This is a genomic window from Aliiroseovarius sp. F20344 (assembly GCF_023016155.1).
Lineage (GTDB): Bacteria > Pseudomonadota > Alphaproteobacteria > Rhodobacterales > Rhodobacteraceae > Aliiroseovarius.
Genome location: NZ_JALKBG010000008.1, coordinates 1,305,030 through 1,322,625, shown reverse-complemented (window position 1 = coordinate 1,322,625; position 17,596 = coordinate 1,305,030). Strand labels below are relative to the sequence as shown.

The following is a 17,596-nucleotide window of genomic DNA, read 5'->3' as shown; positions in this document are numbered from 1 at the left end:
GCGTCATCGCCGGTTGACGCTCCCGGCGGACAGGCGCAATTTGCAAGAATGAGCCAATCTACTTTTTCTGCCCGTATCACCAGAACTCCGATCGCATATGATGCAGAGCCTGCACGCGAGATTGCCGAGGCGTTTTCTGACTTCGCCCCGGAGCTGCGCGATGTGCTTTCCGGCGCTGCGGGCTGTTCGCCCTATCTGAAGGGCTTGATGGAAAAGCAATCTGATTGGTTGCGCAAGGCTTTGGGTCGCCCCCCGGAAGAGGCAATTTCTGACGCCATGTCCGGAATGGATTGCGATAGCGACAGCGCGCTTCGTAAATCGCTGCGCGTTGCCAAGCAACGCATCGCATTGCTGACGGGCTTGGCCGATTTGGCCGGTGTCTATGAGCTGGAGCAGGTGACGGGCGCGCTGACCGATCTTGCAGATTTCACAACCCATCAGGCGATGACGTTCCAGGTCGGGAATGAAATTCGTCGTGGCAAGCTGCCGGGCATGGGGGAAGGCGACATTGAAATCGCGGGCGGTATGGTTGCGCTCGCCATGGGTAAAATGGGCGCGCACGAGCTGAACTACAGCTCGGATATCGATTTGATCATGCTGTTTGATGACAGCCGTTTTGAGGGCGCGGATTTTCACGAGGCACGAGCCAGCCACATCCGCGCCACCCGTAAGATGAGCACCATGCTGTCTGAACTGACCGAGGACGGCTATGTCTTCCGTACCGATCTTCGTTTGCGGCCCGATCCAGCGGTGACACCGGTTTGCGTGTCGATGGAAGCGGCAGAGCGATACTATGAAAGCCTCGGCCGTACTTGGGAACGCGCGGCCCATATCAAAGCGCGCCCTTGTGGCGGTGATATTGCAGCGGGCGACGCCTATCTGACGCGCCTTCGCCCTTTCATCTGGCGCAAGCATCTGGATTTTGCAGCGATCCAGGATGCGCATGATATGCGCCTGCGCATTCGCGAACATAAAGGCTTACACGGGGATATCACGCTGCCCGGACATGACATGAAATTGGGGCGTGGCGGCATTCGCGAGATCGAGTTTTTCACCCAAACCCGCCAAATCATTGCTGGCGGACGTGACGAAGGCTTACGGATGCGCGAAACCGTTCCCGGACTTGCCGCATTGGCTGAAAAGGATTGGATCCCCACAGACGTGGCCGAAATTCTAACCCGTCACTATCGGTTCCACCGCACGGTTGAGCATCGCGTGCAAATGTTTCGGGACGCACAGACCCATGCTTTGCCGAAAACGGATGACGAATTTGACCGGCTGGCCAGGATGATGGGCGAGGGGGATACAGAAGCCCTGAAGACCCGTATCCACGATGCTCTGGCCGAGGTGCATGAGGTCACGGAGAGCTTCTTCGCGCCCGATGGAACAGATGCAGATAGCCGAGAGCTGACTGAGGGAGAGGCCGAGATCGTTTCCCGGTGGGAGACTTATCCCTGCCTGCGTTCCGCCCGCGCGGTCGAGATTTTCAATCGGTTGAAACCTGACCTTCTGGCCCGATTGGCAGATGCGCCGCGCCCGCATGATGCCCTGATCCAGTTTGATGGGTTTCTGAAGCGACTGCCCGCAGGCGTGCAGCTCTTTTCGCTTTTCGAAGCAAACCCCACGCTTGTAGACCTGATCGTTGATATCGCGGCCACGGCGCCTGCTTTGGCGGCCTATCTTGGGCACAACGCTCAGGTGCTTGATGCAGTAATAGGCGGGGGCTTTTTTGAGCCTTGGCCCGGTGGTGACGCGTTGGAGGCCGAGCTGACCACTCGTCTTGAGCAAGCACCAGACTACGAGGCCAAGCTGGACAGCACGCGGCGTTGGATGAAGGAATGGCACTTCCGCATCGGTGTGCATTTCCTACGTGGATTGATCGATGCACGCGAGGCGGGGGCGCAATACACGGATCTTGCGGATGCGGTGATCCGGGCGCTCTGGCCGGTGGTGGTCGACAATTTTGCCTTGAAACACGGGACGCCGCCGGGTGTAGGGGCTGTAATTATCGGGATGGGATCGCTGGGCGCGCGATCGCTGACGGCGACCTCGGATCTGGATCTGATCATCATCTATGACCCACGGGACGAAGATATGTCAGAGGGGCGGCGCCCCTTGGCCACGCGACCCTATTATGCGCGTTTGACGCAAGCCTTCCTGACCGCGCTTTCCGCCCCGATGGCGGAAGGGCGCCTTTACGAAGTGGATATGCGGCTTCGCCCGTCAGGGCGGCAGGGGGCCGTTGCAACCTCCATTGAAAGCTTCCGGGCCTATCAAAGGGACGAAGCATGGACTTGGGAACATCTGGCATTGACGCGCGCCCGTGTGATCACCGGCCCAGAAGAGCTTCATAAGGACTATGAAGCCGCGCGTGCAGATGTGCTGAGCGCAAAGCGAGATCCGGCAAAAGTCGTCAGGGATGTGATCGAGATGCGAAACCGCATCGCGGATGCCAAACAGGCTGGCGGAGCGCTTGATGCGAAACTGGGCGAGGGCCACCTGCAAGATGTGGAACTTGTCGCCCAAGCTGCAGCCCTACTTGCGCCGAAGACACCGCGCGAACCCGATCAACAGATCGCCGAAGGTGTCGCCATTGGATGGTTTTCTGACGGGCAGGGACGATCCATGGCGCAATCACATGATTTAATGTGGCGATTGCAGGCTGCGTCAAAGCTCCTATCCGATGGTCCTTTGGATCTTGAGGCATTAGGACAAGGGGGGCAGGATTTGCTACTGCGCGAGACTGGGGCGGAAAGTGAGACCGCCCTGATCAAGGATCTGGAGGAAAAAGCACGGGCCGCCGCCCTTGCGATTGATGAGGTGCTGACCAACCCGCCCGGGTAGGCGCACTGGAGGATAAAATGACCGACCTCATGACTGCTATCGACCCACGAGGGCTGATCCGCGACAGCTATGTGATCGAAGGGATCACGGCGGGTGAATGCCGCTCGATTTTTCTGGATTGGGCATTGTTTGATGATCACGAGATGGCTCAAGCGGACCGGATCAAGGCTCTGCTCGATCACTATGGCGAAGCCGCGCCGGATCATCCGATGACCATTGTGATGCGCGCTGGGTTGGAAGACCAAGCCCAACCCAAGCGACGCGGTGGGCGCAAGGGGCGGGTGGAATAACATCTCCGTTCAAACTGTGTCTGTCGAAAACGGGTGCAGGCAAAGCCTTAAAGGCGCCATGAGATGCAATTCCGTGGGTTTTTGGCATATCCATGCATATCAGATTGCCTACGAAAAGGGTTGGTCATGGATTAGAAGTTTCGTAACGAAAACCTGACAAGGTTTTCTCTGCAATGCCTATCCGGATCACTCAACATATCTTCAGGCTCTTTTTCCTATTGGTACTACTGCCGGTTGGAACCCCGGCCTTCGCAAACAGCACTGAAATCTGCAATTCAATTGCAGTGCTGAAGCGTGTGGAGCAAAGGATAACATCAGAAATAGGCTTTACAGATCAATTGGCCGCGCTTTCCAGTATGAAGAAGCTGTCGGCGCGGCTGAAATTGGTGAAGCAGACGAACAATAGCTACGTTGATCGTCCTACGTTTTCAAATCTGTCTTCAGCAGTCGTTTCATTGGATAGAACCCTGGTGAATGTGAATACAATGGTTCCCAGTGCCATTCAGGACCTGACAGATCTGGTCCAAGATTTACAAAAGCTTGAACCCGTTTTTGGGTGCTCAGAAATCCGCCGCGTTGATACGCAAGAACGGGTTATATCGCTTAGCTCGATGGATCGCCCCCGTGAAAAGGTGTCTTCGATAATTTCGGGGGATACATCTATCACGCTGGGTGTGTCCATGCTGGCTTTGATGGCCCTTATCTGTCTGTCCGCAGTGATTGTTCGCTGGAGTTTTGCTGAACGGGCTGCTCGTCTGGTGTGTCGAACCCCGCTACTTTTGGTTCAAAATGGCAACTGTTCGATGTCCAATATCCTGGACATCAACCGATCCGGCATGAAGGTAGAGGCCGCCCCAGAACATGTTGAGAGAAATCACGTAGAACTATATTTCTGCGGCCATAAAACCAGCGGTCAAGTGAGGTGGAAAAACAGCTATTTTGCCGGGATACAATTCAACCGAAAAATCAGCCCGCAAGTATTGAAAGATGTGGTTGATAAAAGCGGGGCTTCTTTGGAGGAAAGTGGTCTGCAATCGAACGCGAAGACATGTTTCTCGGTCGACTGTCACAAGACCTGCCCGCAACACAATGTGACAGAAATCTCACGGCAATTATGGTAAGCTGAGGATCCCCGGGGAACTGTTTTAGAATTACGCTTCTGTCGGGCGCATCATTAGCCAAATCAGCGATCCACCGGCCAGCACAAGGAATGGGATCATGGCGATGTTGACGGCGCTCCAACCTTCCACGGCGGAACCACCAGAGCAATTCATCAAACCGCCGGATGCCAGCGATGCGACGGTCACACAGCCAAAAACGATCATGTCGTTCATCCCCTGGACGCGGCCGCGTTCCTCGGGCGCATGGGCGCCTGCCAGCATTGAGGTCGCGCCGATAAAGCCGAAGTTCCAGCCGACGCCCAGCAGGATCAATGCGATAAAGAAGTTCTCAAGTTCGACCCCCTGAAGGGCCACCACGCCGGCCAGTCCAAGAATGGCCAAACCGGTTGCGATCACCATGCGCGTGCCAAACCGGGCAATCAAATGGCCGGTGAAGAAGCTGGGCACAAACATTGCCAGCACGTGCGCCGTCACAACATTGCCGGCCATATCCGTTTCGAACCCGCAGCCAACCACAGCAAGCGGCGTTGACGTCATAACAAGGTTCATAAGCGCGTAAGAGACCATGCCACAGATGATGGCCACTGCAATGACCGGATCGCGAAGCAGCTCCATCCGCGAGCGGCCCTTGGGGGCATCTGCATGCGGTTTTGCGGGTTTGGGGATGTCCAGCCCAAGGAACAGGAAAGATCCCAAAATGTTGATGACGATGATGGCGACATACGCGCCCAGAAACGGGACAACCATGGCGTCATTGGTTAAGTTGAACAGCTGCGGGCCGATGATGGCCGAGGCCAATCCACCTGCCATAACATATGAAATCGCCTTGGGACGGAAGGCATCAGAAGCCGTGTCCGCCGCGGCAAAGCGATAGAAACCCTGCGCGGATTGGTACAATCCCATGAAGAAGGACCCGATCAGGAAAATCGTAAAGTCCGCCTGCATCAATCCATAAGCACTGATCGCGGCCCCAGTTGATCCGCCAAGCGTGCCAAGCCAAAACCCAATGCGTCGCCCAAAGGTCTGCATCACCCAGCTGACCGGGTTGGCAAAGATCATCGATCCCCCCACCATGAGCGAGATCGGAAGCGTCGCCCAGCACAGGTTTGTGGCCAGTGACTGTCCCGCCAAACCCGCCATGGTAAAGATCATGGGCATCTGCGCACCCAAGATGGCTTGAGCAAGCACAAGAATGGTCACGTTACGCTTGGCGCGTGCGTCATCGGCGGGTGATAGGGTCGCATCGGTCATGCTGATATGCGTATCCATGCATATTGGATTTGGCCAGTGCGAAATTGTACCCCTTCATGAGGGGTGATGTCGCAGTCAGGCGCGGTCGATCAAATGGGCAAAACTTCCTGAAACATTCCCGTTGATCAGCCCCATGGGGGCAAGGGCGCGGCCTTCGGCATCGGTGGCCTCGAACAGCGGTGTGCCCTCGGCCAGAAGCGTTGTGGCATAATGGAACTCATGCGCGTTCCATTGGCCGGAAAATGGGCCTTCAGACGCTGCAAGAAACCTGTATCCCAGATGCAGCTTGCGTTTGGCAAAGCTGGTCTCAAGCGCCAATAGTCCCAGCATTTCATGGCGGTGGCCGTCTTTGTCCGTGATCGCGCGGCCTAATGTCATGTAGCCACCACATTCGCCATAGATCTGGCAGGTGGCGTTTTGCATCCCGCGTTTGAAGCTCCGCGCAGCGGCAAGTGTTTCTGCATGAAGCTCAGGATACCCGCCGGGCAGAAAGATGAAATCCGCATCCGGGGCAGGGGCTTCGTCTGCCAGGGGTGAAAACGGGATGACTTCGGCCCCAGCGGTACGCCAATCGTTCATGATGTGCGGATAGGCAAAGGCAAAAGCTTTGTCCGAGGCCACCGCAATCCGCTGACCGGGCGGGATCAGGCGCTGTGATGCGCCGGGTGAGGGCGTAAGAGGCCCGGCCAATGCAACCAGCGCATCAAGATCGATTTCGGCTTCCACCACATCGGCCACGCGATCCAGATAGGCTTGTAAATCCGGATGTTCCTCGGCCTGAACCAGACCCAGATGGCGCGACGGGTGCTCTAGCCCCGTCTGCCGATACACGGCCCCAAGAACTGGGATCAGACTGTCTTGCAGGCTTGCACGCAACATCGCTTCATGGCGAGGACTTCCCACGTGGTTCAGGATCACACCAGCAACCCGTGTTCCAGGGTCATGGTGCGCAAACCCGTTGACCAATGGCGCGACGGAGTGTGCCAAACGGGCGCAATCCACCACCAGAATGACGGGCAAACCAAACAGGCGCGCCAGATCGGCGGTTGCACCTCGCCCTTCGGGCGGAGCGCCGTCAAACAGGCCCATTGCGCCTTCTATCAGCAATAGTTCAGCTCCGGATCGGGCAAGGTCATGCAACCGCGCAGGTCCCATCGCCCAAGCGTCGAGATTTGGGCAATCCCGACCGCAAGCAGCCGCATGAAAGCGCGGGTCGATATAGTCTGGGCCGGATTTTGCGCCGCTGACATCAACACCACGTCGCGACAAGGCGCGCAGTAAGCCAAGGGTCAACGTGGTTTTTCCGCTGCCGGAGGACGGCGCAGACAGAACCAGACCCGTAGGGGCGTTCGTGGAGGCGCCCCGCGGCATCAGCGATCCTCGGCGGGGCGTCCCCGCCCCAGTGGGTCGGTATCGCGTGGCGCCAATCCAGCAGCCATGGCCTGCCAGTCCAGCGCCTGACGCATCAAAACGGCGCGGCCTACGCAAATAATCGCTGGGGCACCAATGCCTTCGCGTTCAGCATCTTCAACACAACTGGCCAACGAGGTCTCAAGCACCCGCTGATCGGGCGTTGTGGCGTTCGAGGTGATGGCAACCGGCTCATCCCCCGGTCGCCCTGCATCCATCAGAGAATTTCGGATGCGGTCCAGATGCTTCATGCCCATATAGATCACAATCACCTGCGAACCGCGCGCAATGGCCTTCCAGTCGAGCGATACGGTGGCATTGCCCGATTGGTCATGCCCGGTGACAAAGGTCACGGATTGATTGACGTCACGATGAGTGACGGGGATGCCCGCGTACGCCAAGCCGCCGATCCCGGCCGAGATGCCGGGAATGATGCGGATCGGAACGCCATGTTGAACAAGGGTTTGACCTTCTTCGCCACCGCGCCCGAACACAAAAGGATCGCCGCCTTTCAGGCGCAACACCCGTTTGCCCGCTTTCGCCAAATCCACCAGTCTCAGTGAAATATCACGCTGCTTTGCCGATGGCTTGCCACCGCGCTTGCCGGCATAGATCACTTCGGCCTCGGGGCGGGCCCAATCAAGGATTTCTGGGGCAACCAGCGCGTCATGGACAATCACGTCCGCTTGCATCAACGCATTCACCGCGTGAATGGTCAAAAGGCCCGGATCACCGGGGCCAGCGCCACACAGCCAGACCCAGCCGGGTTCCAGCTTTGGCCAGTCATGGCCGGGCAATACGGGGGTCGTATAATCACGCGAGTCGCTCATGCGCCCCTTATGCACCTGTTGAGCGCTGGCGAAAAGCGCAACAACGACCTCACAGAACGGATTGGCGGCGCGGGATTGCCAGCCTATAGTCGATGGGATGGAACAGGAATCTCCCCCAGAATTGCGCCGTGGCTGGACCACGGGTGCCTGCGCGACCGCAGCGGTCAAAGCAGCCCTTGATGCGCTTTGGGGGCAGGGGGCACCTTCGCGTGTCACGATCACCTTGCCACGCGGAGAAACGCCGGATTTTCTGATTTACGATCAGGCCTCTGGGGATAGCTGGGCTGAAGCCGCCATCGTTAAGGATGCGGGCGATGATCCGGATGTCACACATGGGGCGATCATCCGCGCGCGTGTTGCGCCCGCCAAACCGGGACAGGGGGTTTGGTTTGTTGCGGGCGAAGGTGTGGGCACAGTCACGAAACCGGGGTTGCCGATCCCGGTTGGGCAACCTGCCATCAACCCCGTTCCGCGCCAGATGATCAAAGGCGTGGTGCATGAAGCGGCCGCGACCTATGGGCAAGGGGCTGATATAACCGTCACGATTTCCGTCGATGATGGTGCCGCCTTAGCTGAAAAAACCTGGAACCCGCGGCTGGGGATTAAGGGAGGTTTGTCCATTTTGGGAACGACGGGCATTGTACGCCCGTTTTCCTGCGCGGCTTGGATTGCCTCGATCCATCGGGGGATCGATGTGGCGCGGGCCGAGGGGCTGACGCATGTCGCCGGATGCACCGGCGCGACGTCTGAAAGGGTTGTGCAAGATCTGCTTGGATTGTCCGACGGTGCGATGATCGACATGGGCGATTTTGCCGGGGGAATGCTGAAATATCTGGCGCGTAACCCAGTTGAGCTTGTGACGATTGGCGGTGGTATCGGAAAGCTAACCAAGCTGGCACAGGGCGCACGGGATTTGCATTCAGGGCGCAGTCAGGTCGATTTCAAAGTGCTGGCTGAGTGGCTGGAAGATGATCAGGTTGCGGATATGAACACCGCACTGCAAGCTTATGAAAAACATGGTGAAAAAATGTCTTCGCTGATTGCGAAAAAAGCGCGGGCCATGGCCTATGAAATCTTGCGGGGCGCTCCCGTTGAGGTGGACATCGTCGTAATCGACAGGAAGGGCGCGATCATCGCGCGAACCGATTGAAGGTATTACTGCTGGCGGGCACGGCAGAGGCGCGGCAGCTGGCGCAATTGTTGTCGGATCAGGGGCATGACGTTTTGGCGTCCTTGTCTGGGGCAACGCGCGATCCGAAACCCTTTCCTGTTGCGACCAGAACCGGCGGCTTTGGCGGCGAGAAAGCACAAGAGGCGTTCATGCAGCAGGCAGCCTTTGATGCCGTGATTGATGCAACCCACCCATTTGCGGAACAAATTTCCACCCGGAGCTTTCAGATTTCATCGCGCCTTGGGACATCTTATTTACGACTGCTGAGGTCTGAATGGTCCTCTGAACCCGGCGACAATTGGCAAGTGATTGCGATCCCTGAAGATGCGGCGCGGCATATACCTTCTGGCACGCGTGTGCTTTTGGCCACCGGGGCGCTGTCATTGGATGAATGGGTTGATTTGGCCAAAGACCGCACGCTTTTTTGCCGTCGCGTTGATCCGACTGATGCCCCATTTCCGTATGAGGGTTCTTGGATTGTGGGAAGGCCGCCGTTCTCTGTTGAAGACGAAGTGAAAATGCTGCGCGAGAATCGCATCACGCATGTCGTCTGCAAAAATGCGGGTGGCGCTGCGCAAGCAAAGCTGATCGCCGCGCGCCAACTTGGCCTTCCCGTTGTGATGTTGGCACGTCCACCCGTACCGGATTGCCAGATTGCCGACACCGTAGAGGGGGCTGTGGCGTGGCTGAATTCACTGAAAAGCTGATCAAGGGGCAGGGCTGCTTGCAAGAAGGCGCGCGTGCGCTCTGTGTACTGGAGCCGCGGTTTCAACCAATCCTTGATCAATTGGAGGAGATCCCGCTTCGCCTTCGCCCTGACGGGTTTTCGGCGCTAATGTTTGCCATTGTGGGTCAGCAGGTCTCGACCGCGTCTGCGGCGGCGATTTGGACGCGGGTGCAGGCCGCTGGGTTCGATCAGGAAGACAACGTGGCACAGGCCAGCGACGCAGATCTGGCGGATGTGGGGCTGTCTCGCCCCAAGATTCGATATGCTCATGCGTTGGCGGCGGAACAAATCGACTACGAGACGCTGCGAGATCTGCCATCCTCCGAAGTTTTGCAGATTTTGACCGCTGTGCCTGGGATTGGTTTGTGGACCGCCGAAATATATGCGCTTTTTGCTTTGGCACGCGCAGATGTGTTCCCAGCCGGAGATTTGGCGCTGCAAGAAGCTGCAAAACGCCTGTTTGATTTGCCCGACCGCCCCAAGGAAAAGCCGTTCCGAGAGATGGCTTTGGACTGGGCGCCACACAGGGGCGTTGCGGCGCGATTGCTCTGGGCCTATTACCGGATGGAAACGAAACGGGAAGGGATTGGCAAATGACCCGCATCTTGGAAAGCAAACGGCGCGAAGCGGCCTCGGGCACCACAAAATCGGTGGTGGTGTTCCTGCACGGCTACGGCGCGGATGGCGCGGATTTGCTGGGATTGGCCGACCCGTTGTCCGAGCATATGCCCGACACAACCTTCATCGCACCGGACGCCCCCGAGAAATGCTTGGGCAACCCGATGGGATATCAGTGGTTTCCCATCCCGTGGCTGGACGGATCGTCGGAAGAAGACAGCATGCGCGGGGTGGAGATGGCCAGCGCAGATATCAACGCGTTCCTCGATCAAGTGCTTGAGGATGAGGGGATAAGCCCCTCGGAACTCATTGTTTTCGGGTTTTCGCAAGGCACGATGATGTCGTTGCGTGTGCTTCCGCGTCGGGACGAACCCATCGCGGGACTGGTCGCATTCTCGGGCCGGATGTTGGAACCTGATGACTTTGCTGAAAACGTCGTGTCCAAGCTGCCAATCCTACTGGTTCATGGCGATCAGGATGACATGGTGCCTCCCGGCCACTTCTCGGAAAGCGGAGAAGTTTTGCAGGCCGCTGGTTTTGAAACCTATGGCTTTATCATGAAGGGCACGGGACACGGGATTGCGATGGATGGTCTGTCTGTTGCACTCAGCTTTATGCTCGACAAACTTGGTTTGGCCCAACCTGAAGACGGCAAGTGATCCTGTCACATCTCTGAGATAATCCCATGCTACCCGTCGGGCAGCCCCAGATGTTGGGGTTGTCAGGTTGTTCTATCTATATATAGTCAACCTATAAGCATGGGGCGCGGGTGTCCCCGCCCTGACGATCGGCCTTAAAGGGCCGGCTAGGCGATCGGGCGAGGATGAGTGCACTATGGACGGAGATTTCAGGACAGAATTTGTTCGCGAAGGCGGCGGGGTGAAAAACCACTCAGCGCTGGTGTTGAATGCGGATTTCAGGCCCCTGTCTTATTATCCACTTTCGCTATGGCCTTGGCAGGAAGCGATCAAGGCGGCGGTGCTGGATCGGGTCAATATATTGGCCGAGTATGACGAGGTGGTCAGAAGCCCGTCGCTTGAAATCAGGATCCCATCGGTCGTTGTCCTGAAAGACTATGTGAAACCTCAAAAGCGCGTGGCTTTCACGCGCTTTAATTTATTCTTGAGGGACGAGTTTTGCTGCCAATACTGCGGTGCACGCGGCGATCTGACCTTTGACCATGTGGTGCCGCGCGCAGCTGGGGGTGTCACCAGCTGGGAAAACGTGGTGGCTGCGTGCCAGCGGTGCAACCTAAAGAAAGGGTCAAAGCCCTTGCGGCGCTCGGGCCTGACGCTCAGAAAACCCGCGCGCCAACCCACGGCGGAAGAGCTGCGCAACGTGGGCCGCAAATTCCCACCGGGCCATTTGCACGACAGCTGGATGGATTTCCTTTACTGGGACACCGAACTGGACGCGTAAACTGTCAGTTTTGGCATGACGCGGCGTGGCTTTGGCGCTAGCGTCCTCCTTAAAAAAGGGAGGTCACATGTCTGATCCGTTCTTCACCCCCATCTCTGGGTTTGACTTGCCGCGTTTTGCGGGCGTGCCCACGTTTATGCGTCTGCCTCATGTGGATTTTGAACATCCCCGTTTGAAGGATGTAGATGTCGGATTGATTGGGGCACCGTGGGACGGAGGGACCACGAACCGACCCGGTCCACGCCACGGCCCACGACAGTTGCGCGATATGTCCACCATGATCCGGGCACAGAACGGCGCGACGGGTGTTCGACCCTTTGAGGCGCTGAATTGTGCCGACTTGGGCGATGTGGCCCCTAACCCCGCAGATGTTATGGACAGCCTTAAGCGGATGGAGGCGTTCTATACCCGTGTGCGTGACGCTGGTATTCGGCCTCTGACCGGGGGTGGGGACCACTTGTGCACGCTTCCGATTTTGCGCGCATTGGCGAAGGACGGGCCGGTTGGCATGGTGCATTTCGACAGCCACACGGATCTGTTTCATTCCTATTTCGACGGCACCATGTACACGCACGGCACGCCCTTCCGTCGCGCGGTAGAGGAAGGTCTTCTGGACCCCAAACGCGTGGTGATGATCGGCATTCGCGGCACGGCCTATGACAATGAAGACCGGGATTTCGCCGACAGCGTCGGCATCCGCGTGATTCCAATCGAAGAATTCCACGCGCGCGGCGTTGCGGAGGTGATGAGCGAGGCGCGCAAGATCGCCGGGCAGGGCGCAACCTATGTCAGCTATGACATCGATTTTGTGGACCCTGCATTCGCGCCGGGCACGGGAACACCGGAAATTGGCGGTCCGAATTCGTTTGAAGCGTTGGAAGTGGTGCGTGCATTGAAAGGCTTGAACATCATCGGTGCGGATTTGGTCGAGGTTTCGCCGCCCTTCGATGCCTCCGGCGCAACGGCCTATCTGGGCGCGTCAATCATGTTCGAACTTCTTTGCGTGATGACAAAACCTGAATGATACGGATGTCATGCCCTTGTGACCCCAAGGATCAATGCTAGACTTGGCGATGAAGAGCGGGTAGAAGCCAATCAACAAACCCGTTAGCGCTAACAAGCACCGGAGAATCTTATGGTTTCGCGCGTCATCCCAGTCGACCCTTTTGACCTTGTGATTTTCGGTGGTACGGGCGATCTGGCCCGTCGAAAGATCTTGCCGGGGCTGTATCGCCGTTTCCTTGATGGTCAAATGCCTGAAGGCGCGCGCATCATCGGGGCAGCACGATCCGAAATGGACAGCGAAGGCTATCGCGACTTCGTTGAAAAGGCCGTGCGCGAGTTCGTCTCTAAGCCCAAATGTGATCCTGAAACGATCAAGGCATTCCGGGAATCGCTGGAGTTCGTGACAGTTGATGCGCTTGGTGACGGCGGTTGGAGCGACCTTAAGAAGCTTGTGAAACTGGATCGTGTGCAAGCGTTCTATTTCTCGGTTGGCCCATCTTTGTTTGGCCCAATCGCTGAACGGCTGCACACCAAAGGCATCGCGGGTCCTGAAGCGCGCATTGTTGTCGAGAAACCTTTCGGGCACGACCTTGAAACGGCAAAGGCGTTGAACGCCACGTTGGCTGCGCATTTTGACGAAAGCCAGATTTACCGGATTGATCACTATCTGGGCAAAGAAACCGTTCAGAACCTGATGGCCGTGCGCTTTGGTAATATGTTGTTCGAGCCGCTTTGGAATGCTCAATACGTGGACCACATTCAGATCACTGTGGCCGAGACCGTAGGGGTCGAGGGGCGTGGAAGCTACTACGACAAGTCCGGTGCCATGCGGGACATGGTGCAAAACCACCTGATGCAGCTTTTGTGCCTGACCGCGATGGAGCCTCCTTCCAAATTCGATTCCGATGCGGTGCGCGATGAGAAGCTGAAGATCATCCGCGCGCTGGATCCAGTCTCGCATGAGGACATCGTGCGTGGCCAATATGCCAGCGATGATGAAACGGCCTCGTACCTACAGGACGCCGAGACCGAGGCGAGCGATACGGAAAGCTTCGTGGCAATGAAGCTGCATATCGCAAACTGGCGCTGGAATGGCACGCCATTCTATTTGCGCACCGGGAAGCGCCTGAAGGCACGTATGTCTGAAATCGTGGTGCGATTCAAAGAGCCGCCGCATTCGATTTTCGAAGAAGATACCGGCCAATCCGCGAACGAGCTATCGATCCGTTTGCAGCCGAACGAAGGCATGGATCTGAAAGTGACCATCAAAGAACCGGGGCCAGGCGGGATGCGTTTGATCGACGTGCCGCTTGATATGACTTTTGCCGAGGCCCTGGGCGAGGAACTGGCCGACGCACCTGATGCCTATGAGCGCCTGATCATGGATGTGATCCGCGGAAACCAAACACTGTTTATGCGTGGGGACGAGGTCGAGGCCGCCTGGGCCTGGACGGATCCCATCATCGAAGGCTGGAAAGACCGCAGGGATGCCCCTACGTTATACGAACCTTTCTCGACGGGACCGGAAGAGGCGCTTATGCTGCTTCATAAGGACGGTCGCCGCTGGAGGGAGATCCGCGAATGAACCTGATCGAATATGCAGATCGCGACATGATGATGCTGGATCTGGCGGATAAGCTGGCCTCAGAGCTGAGCTCGATGCTGGATCACGAGGAACGCGCGTCGCTGGCTGTGCCTGGTGGAACCACGCCGGGCCCGGTCTTTGATGCGCTTTCTGCAGTTGATCTGGATTGGGCGCGTGTGGATGTTTTGCTGACAGATGAACGTTGGGTGCCAGAAAGCAGCCCGCGTTCAAACACCGCGCTTCTGAAGTCGCGTTTGCTGGTTGGCCATGCTGCAAAGGCCAATTTGGTGCCGCTCTATGGGCCGACAGATCGGCCCGAGGATTCTCTGCCCGAATTGACACGCGCTATTGATGCGATCTCGCCCATTTCTGTCCTGCTGCTGGGGATGGGGGAAGACATGCACACGGCCAGTCTTTTCCCGGGAGCTGATCATCTGGATGAAGCTTTGTCACGCCACGCACCTGCGCTTTTGCCAATGCGCGCGCCGGGCGCAGATGAGCCGCGTGTCACACTGACCGCACCGATTCTGAACGGTGCCATGTCGAAGCATTTGTTGATTATCGGGGACGCCAAACGTGCTGCTCTAAAGCAAGCTGCTGGCGCAAAACATGCCCGCCTTGCCCCGGTCAACGCGGTCCTGTCTGATATGACAGTACACTGGGCTGAATAGTATATTTGAGTATTGCCCTTGGGGGGGAAATGGGAACTGAAAAGCTGATCGCACATCGCGATGAACTGGCGGATACGCGCATTCGGGATTTGTTTGATGCGGACCCAGATCGGGCATGCCGCTATGCAACACGTGCGGCAGGGCTGTATTTTGATTGGTCAAAAACGTCTTTGGATGATGCCGGGGTAGACTTGCTTCTGGCTGCTGCGGAAGAGGCGGGTGTAACCACCCGGCGCGACCAGAAGTTTCGAGGCGATAGAATCAACCTGACAGAAGATCGTGCGGTTCTTCACACCGCTTTGCGTGCAGATCCTGAAACAGAAATAATTGTTGGCGGTGAGAACGTTATTCCCGGTGTTCAGAAAACCTTGGCCCGGATGCGCGATTTCGCCACCAGACTAAGATCAGGCCAGATCCGCGCGCCCGGCGGAGGTCGGTTCCGGGACGTGGTGAATATCGGCATCGGCGGATCGGATCTTGGCCCGGCAATGGCTGTGCAGGCCTTATCACCTTACCATGACGGGCCTCGTGTACATTTCGTATCGAATGTGGATGGCGCGCAGATTGCAGATGTATTGAAGGGGCTGAACCCAACTGAAACACTGATCATGGTGGCGTCGAAGACCTTCACAACGATTGAAACGATGACGAATGCTGCCACGGCGCGCGATTGGCTCTTGCGGGATATCCCGGCCGAGGCCGTTGGCCTACATTTCGCAGCGCTTTCATCCAATGAAGAGAAGACTGCGGAATGGGGTATTGCGGCTGAGCGGGTCTTTGGGTTCGAAGACTGGGTAGGTGGGCGCTATTCCATGTGGGGGCCCATTGGCCTGTCTTTGATGATTGCCATCGGCCCCAACCGCTTTGACGAGATGCTGAACGGTGCGCGGGCTATGGATGCTCATTTCCAGTCAGCCCAAGGCCGCGAGAATATGCCCTTGATGCTGGCTTTGGTTGGCTTTTGGCACAGGCAAGTCTGCGGCTATGCAACCCGTGCGGTGTTGCCCTATGAACAAAGGCTGGCTCGTTTGCCGGCTTACCTTCAGCAGCTAGAGATGGAGAGCAATGGCAAACGGGTGGGTTTGGATGGGAAAACCTTAGAGGTGCCTTCGGGTCCGGTGGTGTGGGGCGAGCCCGGCACCAACGGGCAGCACGCGTTTTATCAGCTGATCCATCAGGGAACCGACATCATCCCGTGTGAGTTCATGCTGGGGGCAGAGGGGCATGAGCCCGATCTAGCACATCAACACCAGCTTCTTGTCGCCAATTGTCTGGCCCAGTCTCAGGCTTTGATGACCGGGCGTAGCTTGCCTGTCGCGCGCGAGTTGATGCGGGCCAAGGGATTTGAAGGCGAGGAGCTAGAGCGGCAGGCTGCCCATCGTGTGTTCCCCGGCAACCGTCCGTCAACAACATTGCTCTATGCGAAGCTGACGCCGGAGGTTCTGGGGGCCATCATCGCGCTCTATGAACATCGCGTTTTCGTGGAGGGCGTGTTGTTGGGCATCAATTCATTTGATCAATGGGGCGTCGAACTGGGCAAGGAATTAGCTGTTGCTCTAACACCTGTGCTTGAGGGGGATGCCACAGCCGAAGGTCTTGATGGGTCCACCCGGAAAATGATTGATGTTTTGAGTGAGCTAAAACCTTCAAAGGCTTGATATTGCATTAATATCAAGCAGCACCTTGAAGGTCTTTGGCATGCGCCAGCATGTGGATCGCGTCATAAACCTGTTCACGCAGAGGCTCGGCTTCCATCAGAACTTCGTGCTCGCAACCCGGCATGATCTGAAGACGGCCTTCTTTCCAGCGCCCCATCATCTCGTGAATTGGGTCGGGTTCGACGATGCGTTCCTGAGTGCCCAAGAACGTCACGCACGGGACACTCGGCGCGCGCATTTTCATAAGGTCCGTTGTTTCTCGCAAGGCAGCGTAAAGCCAGCCAGCCGTAGGACCGCCAAGAGTTAACTCCGGGCGTGCACGGGCTTGAAGTTGCATCAACGCGTACATCTCGGGATCGGTGGTCAGCATATTGTCGGCAAATGGCTGGATATCGACATATGTTTTTCGAGCCGTGCCCGGTGTCAGCATCAGTTTCCACGGCGTGTGGTGAAGCGCCCAGGAAACGCCCCATGCAATTGGGCGCAAAGCGGATTTTATGGTGATGCCCCACATTGGGGCCGTAAAGCACGCCCCTTTTACGTCCAGCCCTTCGTGCAGGGCGCGTAGGCCGATACATCCGCCCATCGAATGCCCCAAAAGGACAAATGGCTTGGGCAGAGCCAGCTCGTCTGCAAGCTCCAGCATGGTGACGATGTCCAGCTGGTACTCGGAAAACTGGCCGACATGCCCAAGAAGACGGTCTTGATCCGCGCGATCAGACAATCCCTGTCCGCGCCAATCAATGCAAAGGGTGGTAAAGCCACGTTCCGCCAGTTCCGCGGCGATGACGCCATATTTTTCGATATACTCGGTGCGGCCGGGAAACAGCAGGATTGTGCCCGCAGCTTCTGCATTTTCCGAAGAAGGCCAATGCCCCAACCGCAGACGAACCCCATCCGAGGTCTCGCGCCAAAAGGCCCGCCCACCGGCAGGTCCTTGCGCAATGTCGTCGAACAAAGGTGCGTCAGAGTGGTGCATGCCGCGTATCCTTGTCG

16 protein-coding genes are annotated in these 17,596 nt (G+C 57.3%); 12 read left to right on the top strand and 4 right to left on the bottom strand.

Translation table 11 applies throughout. The features are described 5' to 3' along the window. Positions 1-48 precede the first annotated feature (48 nt). From MWU55_RS15475 to MWU55_RS15465, 3 genes are all read left to right on the top strand, one after another. Positions 49-2,844, top strand: a complete 2,796-nt coding sequence (locus MWU55_RS15475; RefSeq protein WP_246937598.1) for a bifunctional [glutamine synthetase] adenylyltransferase/[glutamine synthetase]-adenylyl-L-tyrosine phosphorylase — start codon at positions 49-51, stop codon at positions 2,842-2,844. 17 nt (positions 2,845-2,861) lie between these two features. Then, positions 2,862-3,134 (top strand): hypothetical protein, encoded by a 273-nt coding sequence (locus MWU55_RS15470; protein ID WP_246937596.1) that lies wholly within the window; start codon positions 2,862-2,864, stop codon positions 3,132-3,134. A gap of 173 nt (positions 3,135-3,307) precedes the next feature. Beyond that, complete coding sequence (locus tag MWU55_RS15465; RefSeq protein WP_246937593.1) at positions 3,308-4,255, top strand: hypothetical protein; 948 nt, start codon at positions 3,308-3,310, stop codon at positions 4,253-4,255. Between the two features lie 30 nt (positions 4,256-4,285). Here the strand turns inward: MWU55_RS15465 and MWU55_RS15460 are convergent, their stop codons facing one another. From MWU55_RS15460 to cobA, 3 genes are all read right to left on the bottom strand, one after another. Next, positions 4,286-5,506 (bottom strand): MFS transporter, encoded by a 1,221-nt coding sequence (locus tag MWU55_RS15460; protein ID WP_246937951.1) that lies wholly within the window; start codon positions 5,504-5,506, stop codon positions 4,286-4,288. A 75-nt stretch (positions 5,507-5,581) separates the two neighbouring features. Then, positions 5,582-6,877 carry a cobyrinate a,c-diamide synthase gene (locus MWU55_RS15455; RefSeq protein ID WP_246937591.1) on the bottom strand — a complete coding sequence of 432 codons (1,296 nt, stop codon included), beginning with the start codon at positions 6,875-6,877 and terminating at the stop codon, positions 5,582-5,584. Beyond that, positions 6,877-7,746 carry a uroporphyrinogen-III C-methyltransferase gene (cobA, locus tag MWU55_RS15450; protein ID WP_246937589.1) on the bottom strand — a complete coding sequence of 290 codons (870 nt, stop codon included), beginning with the start codon at positions 7,744-7,746 and terminating at the stop codon, positions 6,877-6,879. The genes MWU55_RS15455 and cobA overlap by 1 nt, the downstream gene beginning before the upstream one ends. A gap of 97 nt (positions 7,747-7,843) precedes the next feature. Between cobA and MWU55_RS15445 the strand changes: the two genes are divergently transcribed. The 9 genes from MWU55_RS15445 to pgi all read left to right on the top strand — a co-directional run bounded on the left by MWU55_RS15445 (position 7,844) and on the right by pgi (position 16,600). Continuing rightward, positions 7,844-8,896 (top strand): cobalt-precorrin-5B (C(1))-methyltransferase, encoded by a 1,053-nt coding sequence (locus MWU55_RS15445; RefSeq protein ID WP_246937587.1) that lies wholly within the window; start codon positions 7,844-7,846, stop codon positions 8,894-8,896. Next, positions 8,893-9,624 (top strand): cobalt-precorrin-6A reductase, encoded by a 732-nt coding sequence (locus MWU55_RS15440; RefSeq protein WP_246937585.1) that lies wholly within the window; start codon positions 8,893-8,895, stop codon positions 9,622-9,624. The genes MWU55_RS15445 and MWU55_RS15440 overlap by 4 nt, the downstream gene beginning before the upstream one ends. Next, positions 9,600-10,241, top strand: a complete 642-nt coding sequence (locus MWU55_RS15435; RefSeq protein WP_246937583.1) for a DNA-3-methyladenine glycosylase 2 family protein — start codon at positions 9,600-9,602, stop codon at positions 10,239-10,241. Before MWU55_RS15440 ends, MWU55_RS15435 begins: the two co-directional genes overlap by 25 nt. Then, positions 10,238-10,921, top strand: a complete 684-nt coding sequence (locus tag MWU55_RS15430; protein ID WP_246937581.1) for an alpha/beta fold hydrolase — start codon at positions 10,238-10,240, stop codon at positions 10,919-10,921. Before MWU55_RS15435 ends, MWU55_RS15430 begins: the two co-directional genes overlap by 4 nt. A 175-nt stretch (positions 10,922-11,096) precedes the next feature. Then, positions 11,097-11,681, top strand: a complete 585-nt coding sequence (locus MWU55_RS15425) for an HNH endonuclease (protein ID WP_246937579.1) — start codon at positions 11,097-11,099, stop codon at positions 11,679-11,681. Between the two features lie 67 nt (positions 11,682-11,748). Continuing rightward, complete coding sequence (gene speB, locus MWU55_RS15420; RefSeq protein WP_246937577.1) at positions 11,749-12,705, top strand: agmatinase; 957 nt, start codon at positions 11,749-11,751, stop codon at positions 12,703-12,705. Positions 12,706-12,816: 111 nt separating this feature from the next. Further along, a complete protein-coding gene (zwf, locus tag MWU55_RS15415) occupies positions 12,817-14,271 on the top strand; it encodes a glucose-6-phosphate dehydrogenase (RefSeq protein ID WP_246937575.1) in 1,455 nt (484 codons plus the stop codon). After that, positions 14,268-14,942 (top strand): 6-phosphogluconolactonase, encoded by a 675-nt coding sequence (gene pgl, locus MWU55_RS15410; protein WP_246937573.1) that lies wholly within the window; start codon positions 14,268-14,270, stop codon positions 14,940-14,942. Before zwf ends, pgl begins: the two co-directional genes overlap by 4 nt. A 29-nt stretch (positions 14,943-14,971) precedes the next feature. Further along, positions 14,972-16,600, top strand: a complete 1,629-nt coding sequence (gene pgi / locus MWU55_RS15405; RefSeq protein WP_246937571.1) for a glucose-6-phosphate isomerase — start codon at positions 14,972-14,974, stop codon at positions 16,598-16,600. Positions 16,601-16,613: 13 nt separating this feature from the next. On the opposite strand, the gene MWU55_RS15400 is transcribed toward pgi, so the two are convergent. Next, entirely contained in the window at positions 16,614-17,579 is a 966-nt protein-coding gene (locus MWU55_RS15400) for an alpha/beta hydrolase (RefSeq protein ID WP_246937569.1), read from the bottom strand. Positions 17,580-17,596: the final 17 nt, after the last annotated feature.

Bases quoted from the DNA above. Each gene is read 5' to 3' on its own strand.
- MWU55_RS15400 (WP_246937569.1), bottom strand. From the start codon at position 17,579: ATGCACCACTCTGACGCACCTTTGTTCGACGACATTGCGCAAGGACCT.
- MWU55_RS15425 (WP_246937579.1), top strand. From the start codon at position 11,097: ATGGACGGAGATTTCAGGACAGAATTTGTTCGCGAAGGCGGCGGGGTG.
- MWU55_RS15475 (WP_246937598.1), top strand. From the start codon at position 49: ATGAGCCAATCTACTTTTTCTGCCCGTATCACCAGAACTCCGATCGCA.
- pgl (WP_246937573.1), top strand. From the start codon at position 14,268: ATGAACCTGATCGAATATGCAGATCGCGACATGATGATGCTGGATCTG.
- MWU55_RS15455 (WP_246937591.1), bottom strand. From the start codon at position 6,877: ATGCCGCGGGGCGCCTCCACGAACGCCCCTACGGGTCTGGTTCTGTCT.
- MWU55_RS15470 (WP_246937596.1), top strand. From the start codon at position 2,862: ATGACCGACCTCATGACTGCTATCGACCCACGAGGGCTGATCCGCGAC.
- MWU55_RS15430 (WP_246937581.1), top strand. From the start codon at position 10,238: ATGACCCGCATCTTGGAAAGCAAACGGCGCGAAGCGGCCTCGGGCACC.
- cobA (WP_246937589.1), bottom strand. From the start codon at position 7,746: ATGAGCGACTCGCGTGATTATACGACCCCCGTATTGCCCGGCCATGAC.
- MWU55_RS15445 (WP_246937587.1), top strand. From the start codon at position 7,844: ATGGAACAGGAATCTCCCCCAGAATTGCGCCGTGGCTGGACCACGGGT.
- pgi (WP_246937571.1), top strand. From the start codon at position 14,972: ATGGGAACTGAAAAGCTGATCGCACATCGCGATGAACTGGCGGATACG.
- MWU55_RS15460 (WP_246937951.1), bottom strand. From the start codon at position 5,506: ATGACCGATGCGACCCTATCACCCGCCGATGACGCACGCGCCAAGCGT.
- zwf (WP_246937575.1), top strand. From the start codon at position 12,817: ATGGTTTCGCGCGTCATCCCAGTCGACCCTTTTGACCTTGTGATTTTC.
- MWU55_RS15465 (WP_246937593.1), top strand. From the start codon at position 3,308: ATGCCTATCCGGATCACTCAACATATCTTCAGGCTCTTTTTCCTATTG.
- speB (WP_246937577.1), top strand. From the start codon at position 11,749: ATGTCTGATCCGTTCTTCACCCCCATCTCTGGGTTTGACTTGCCGCGT.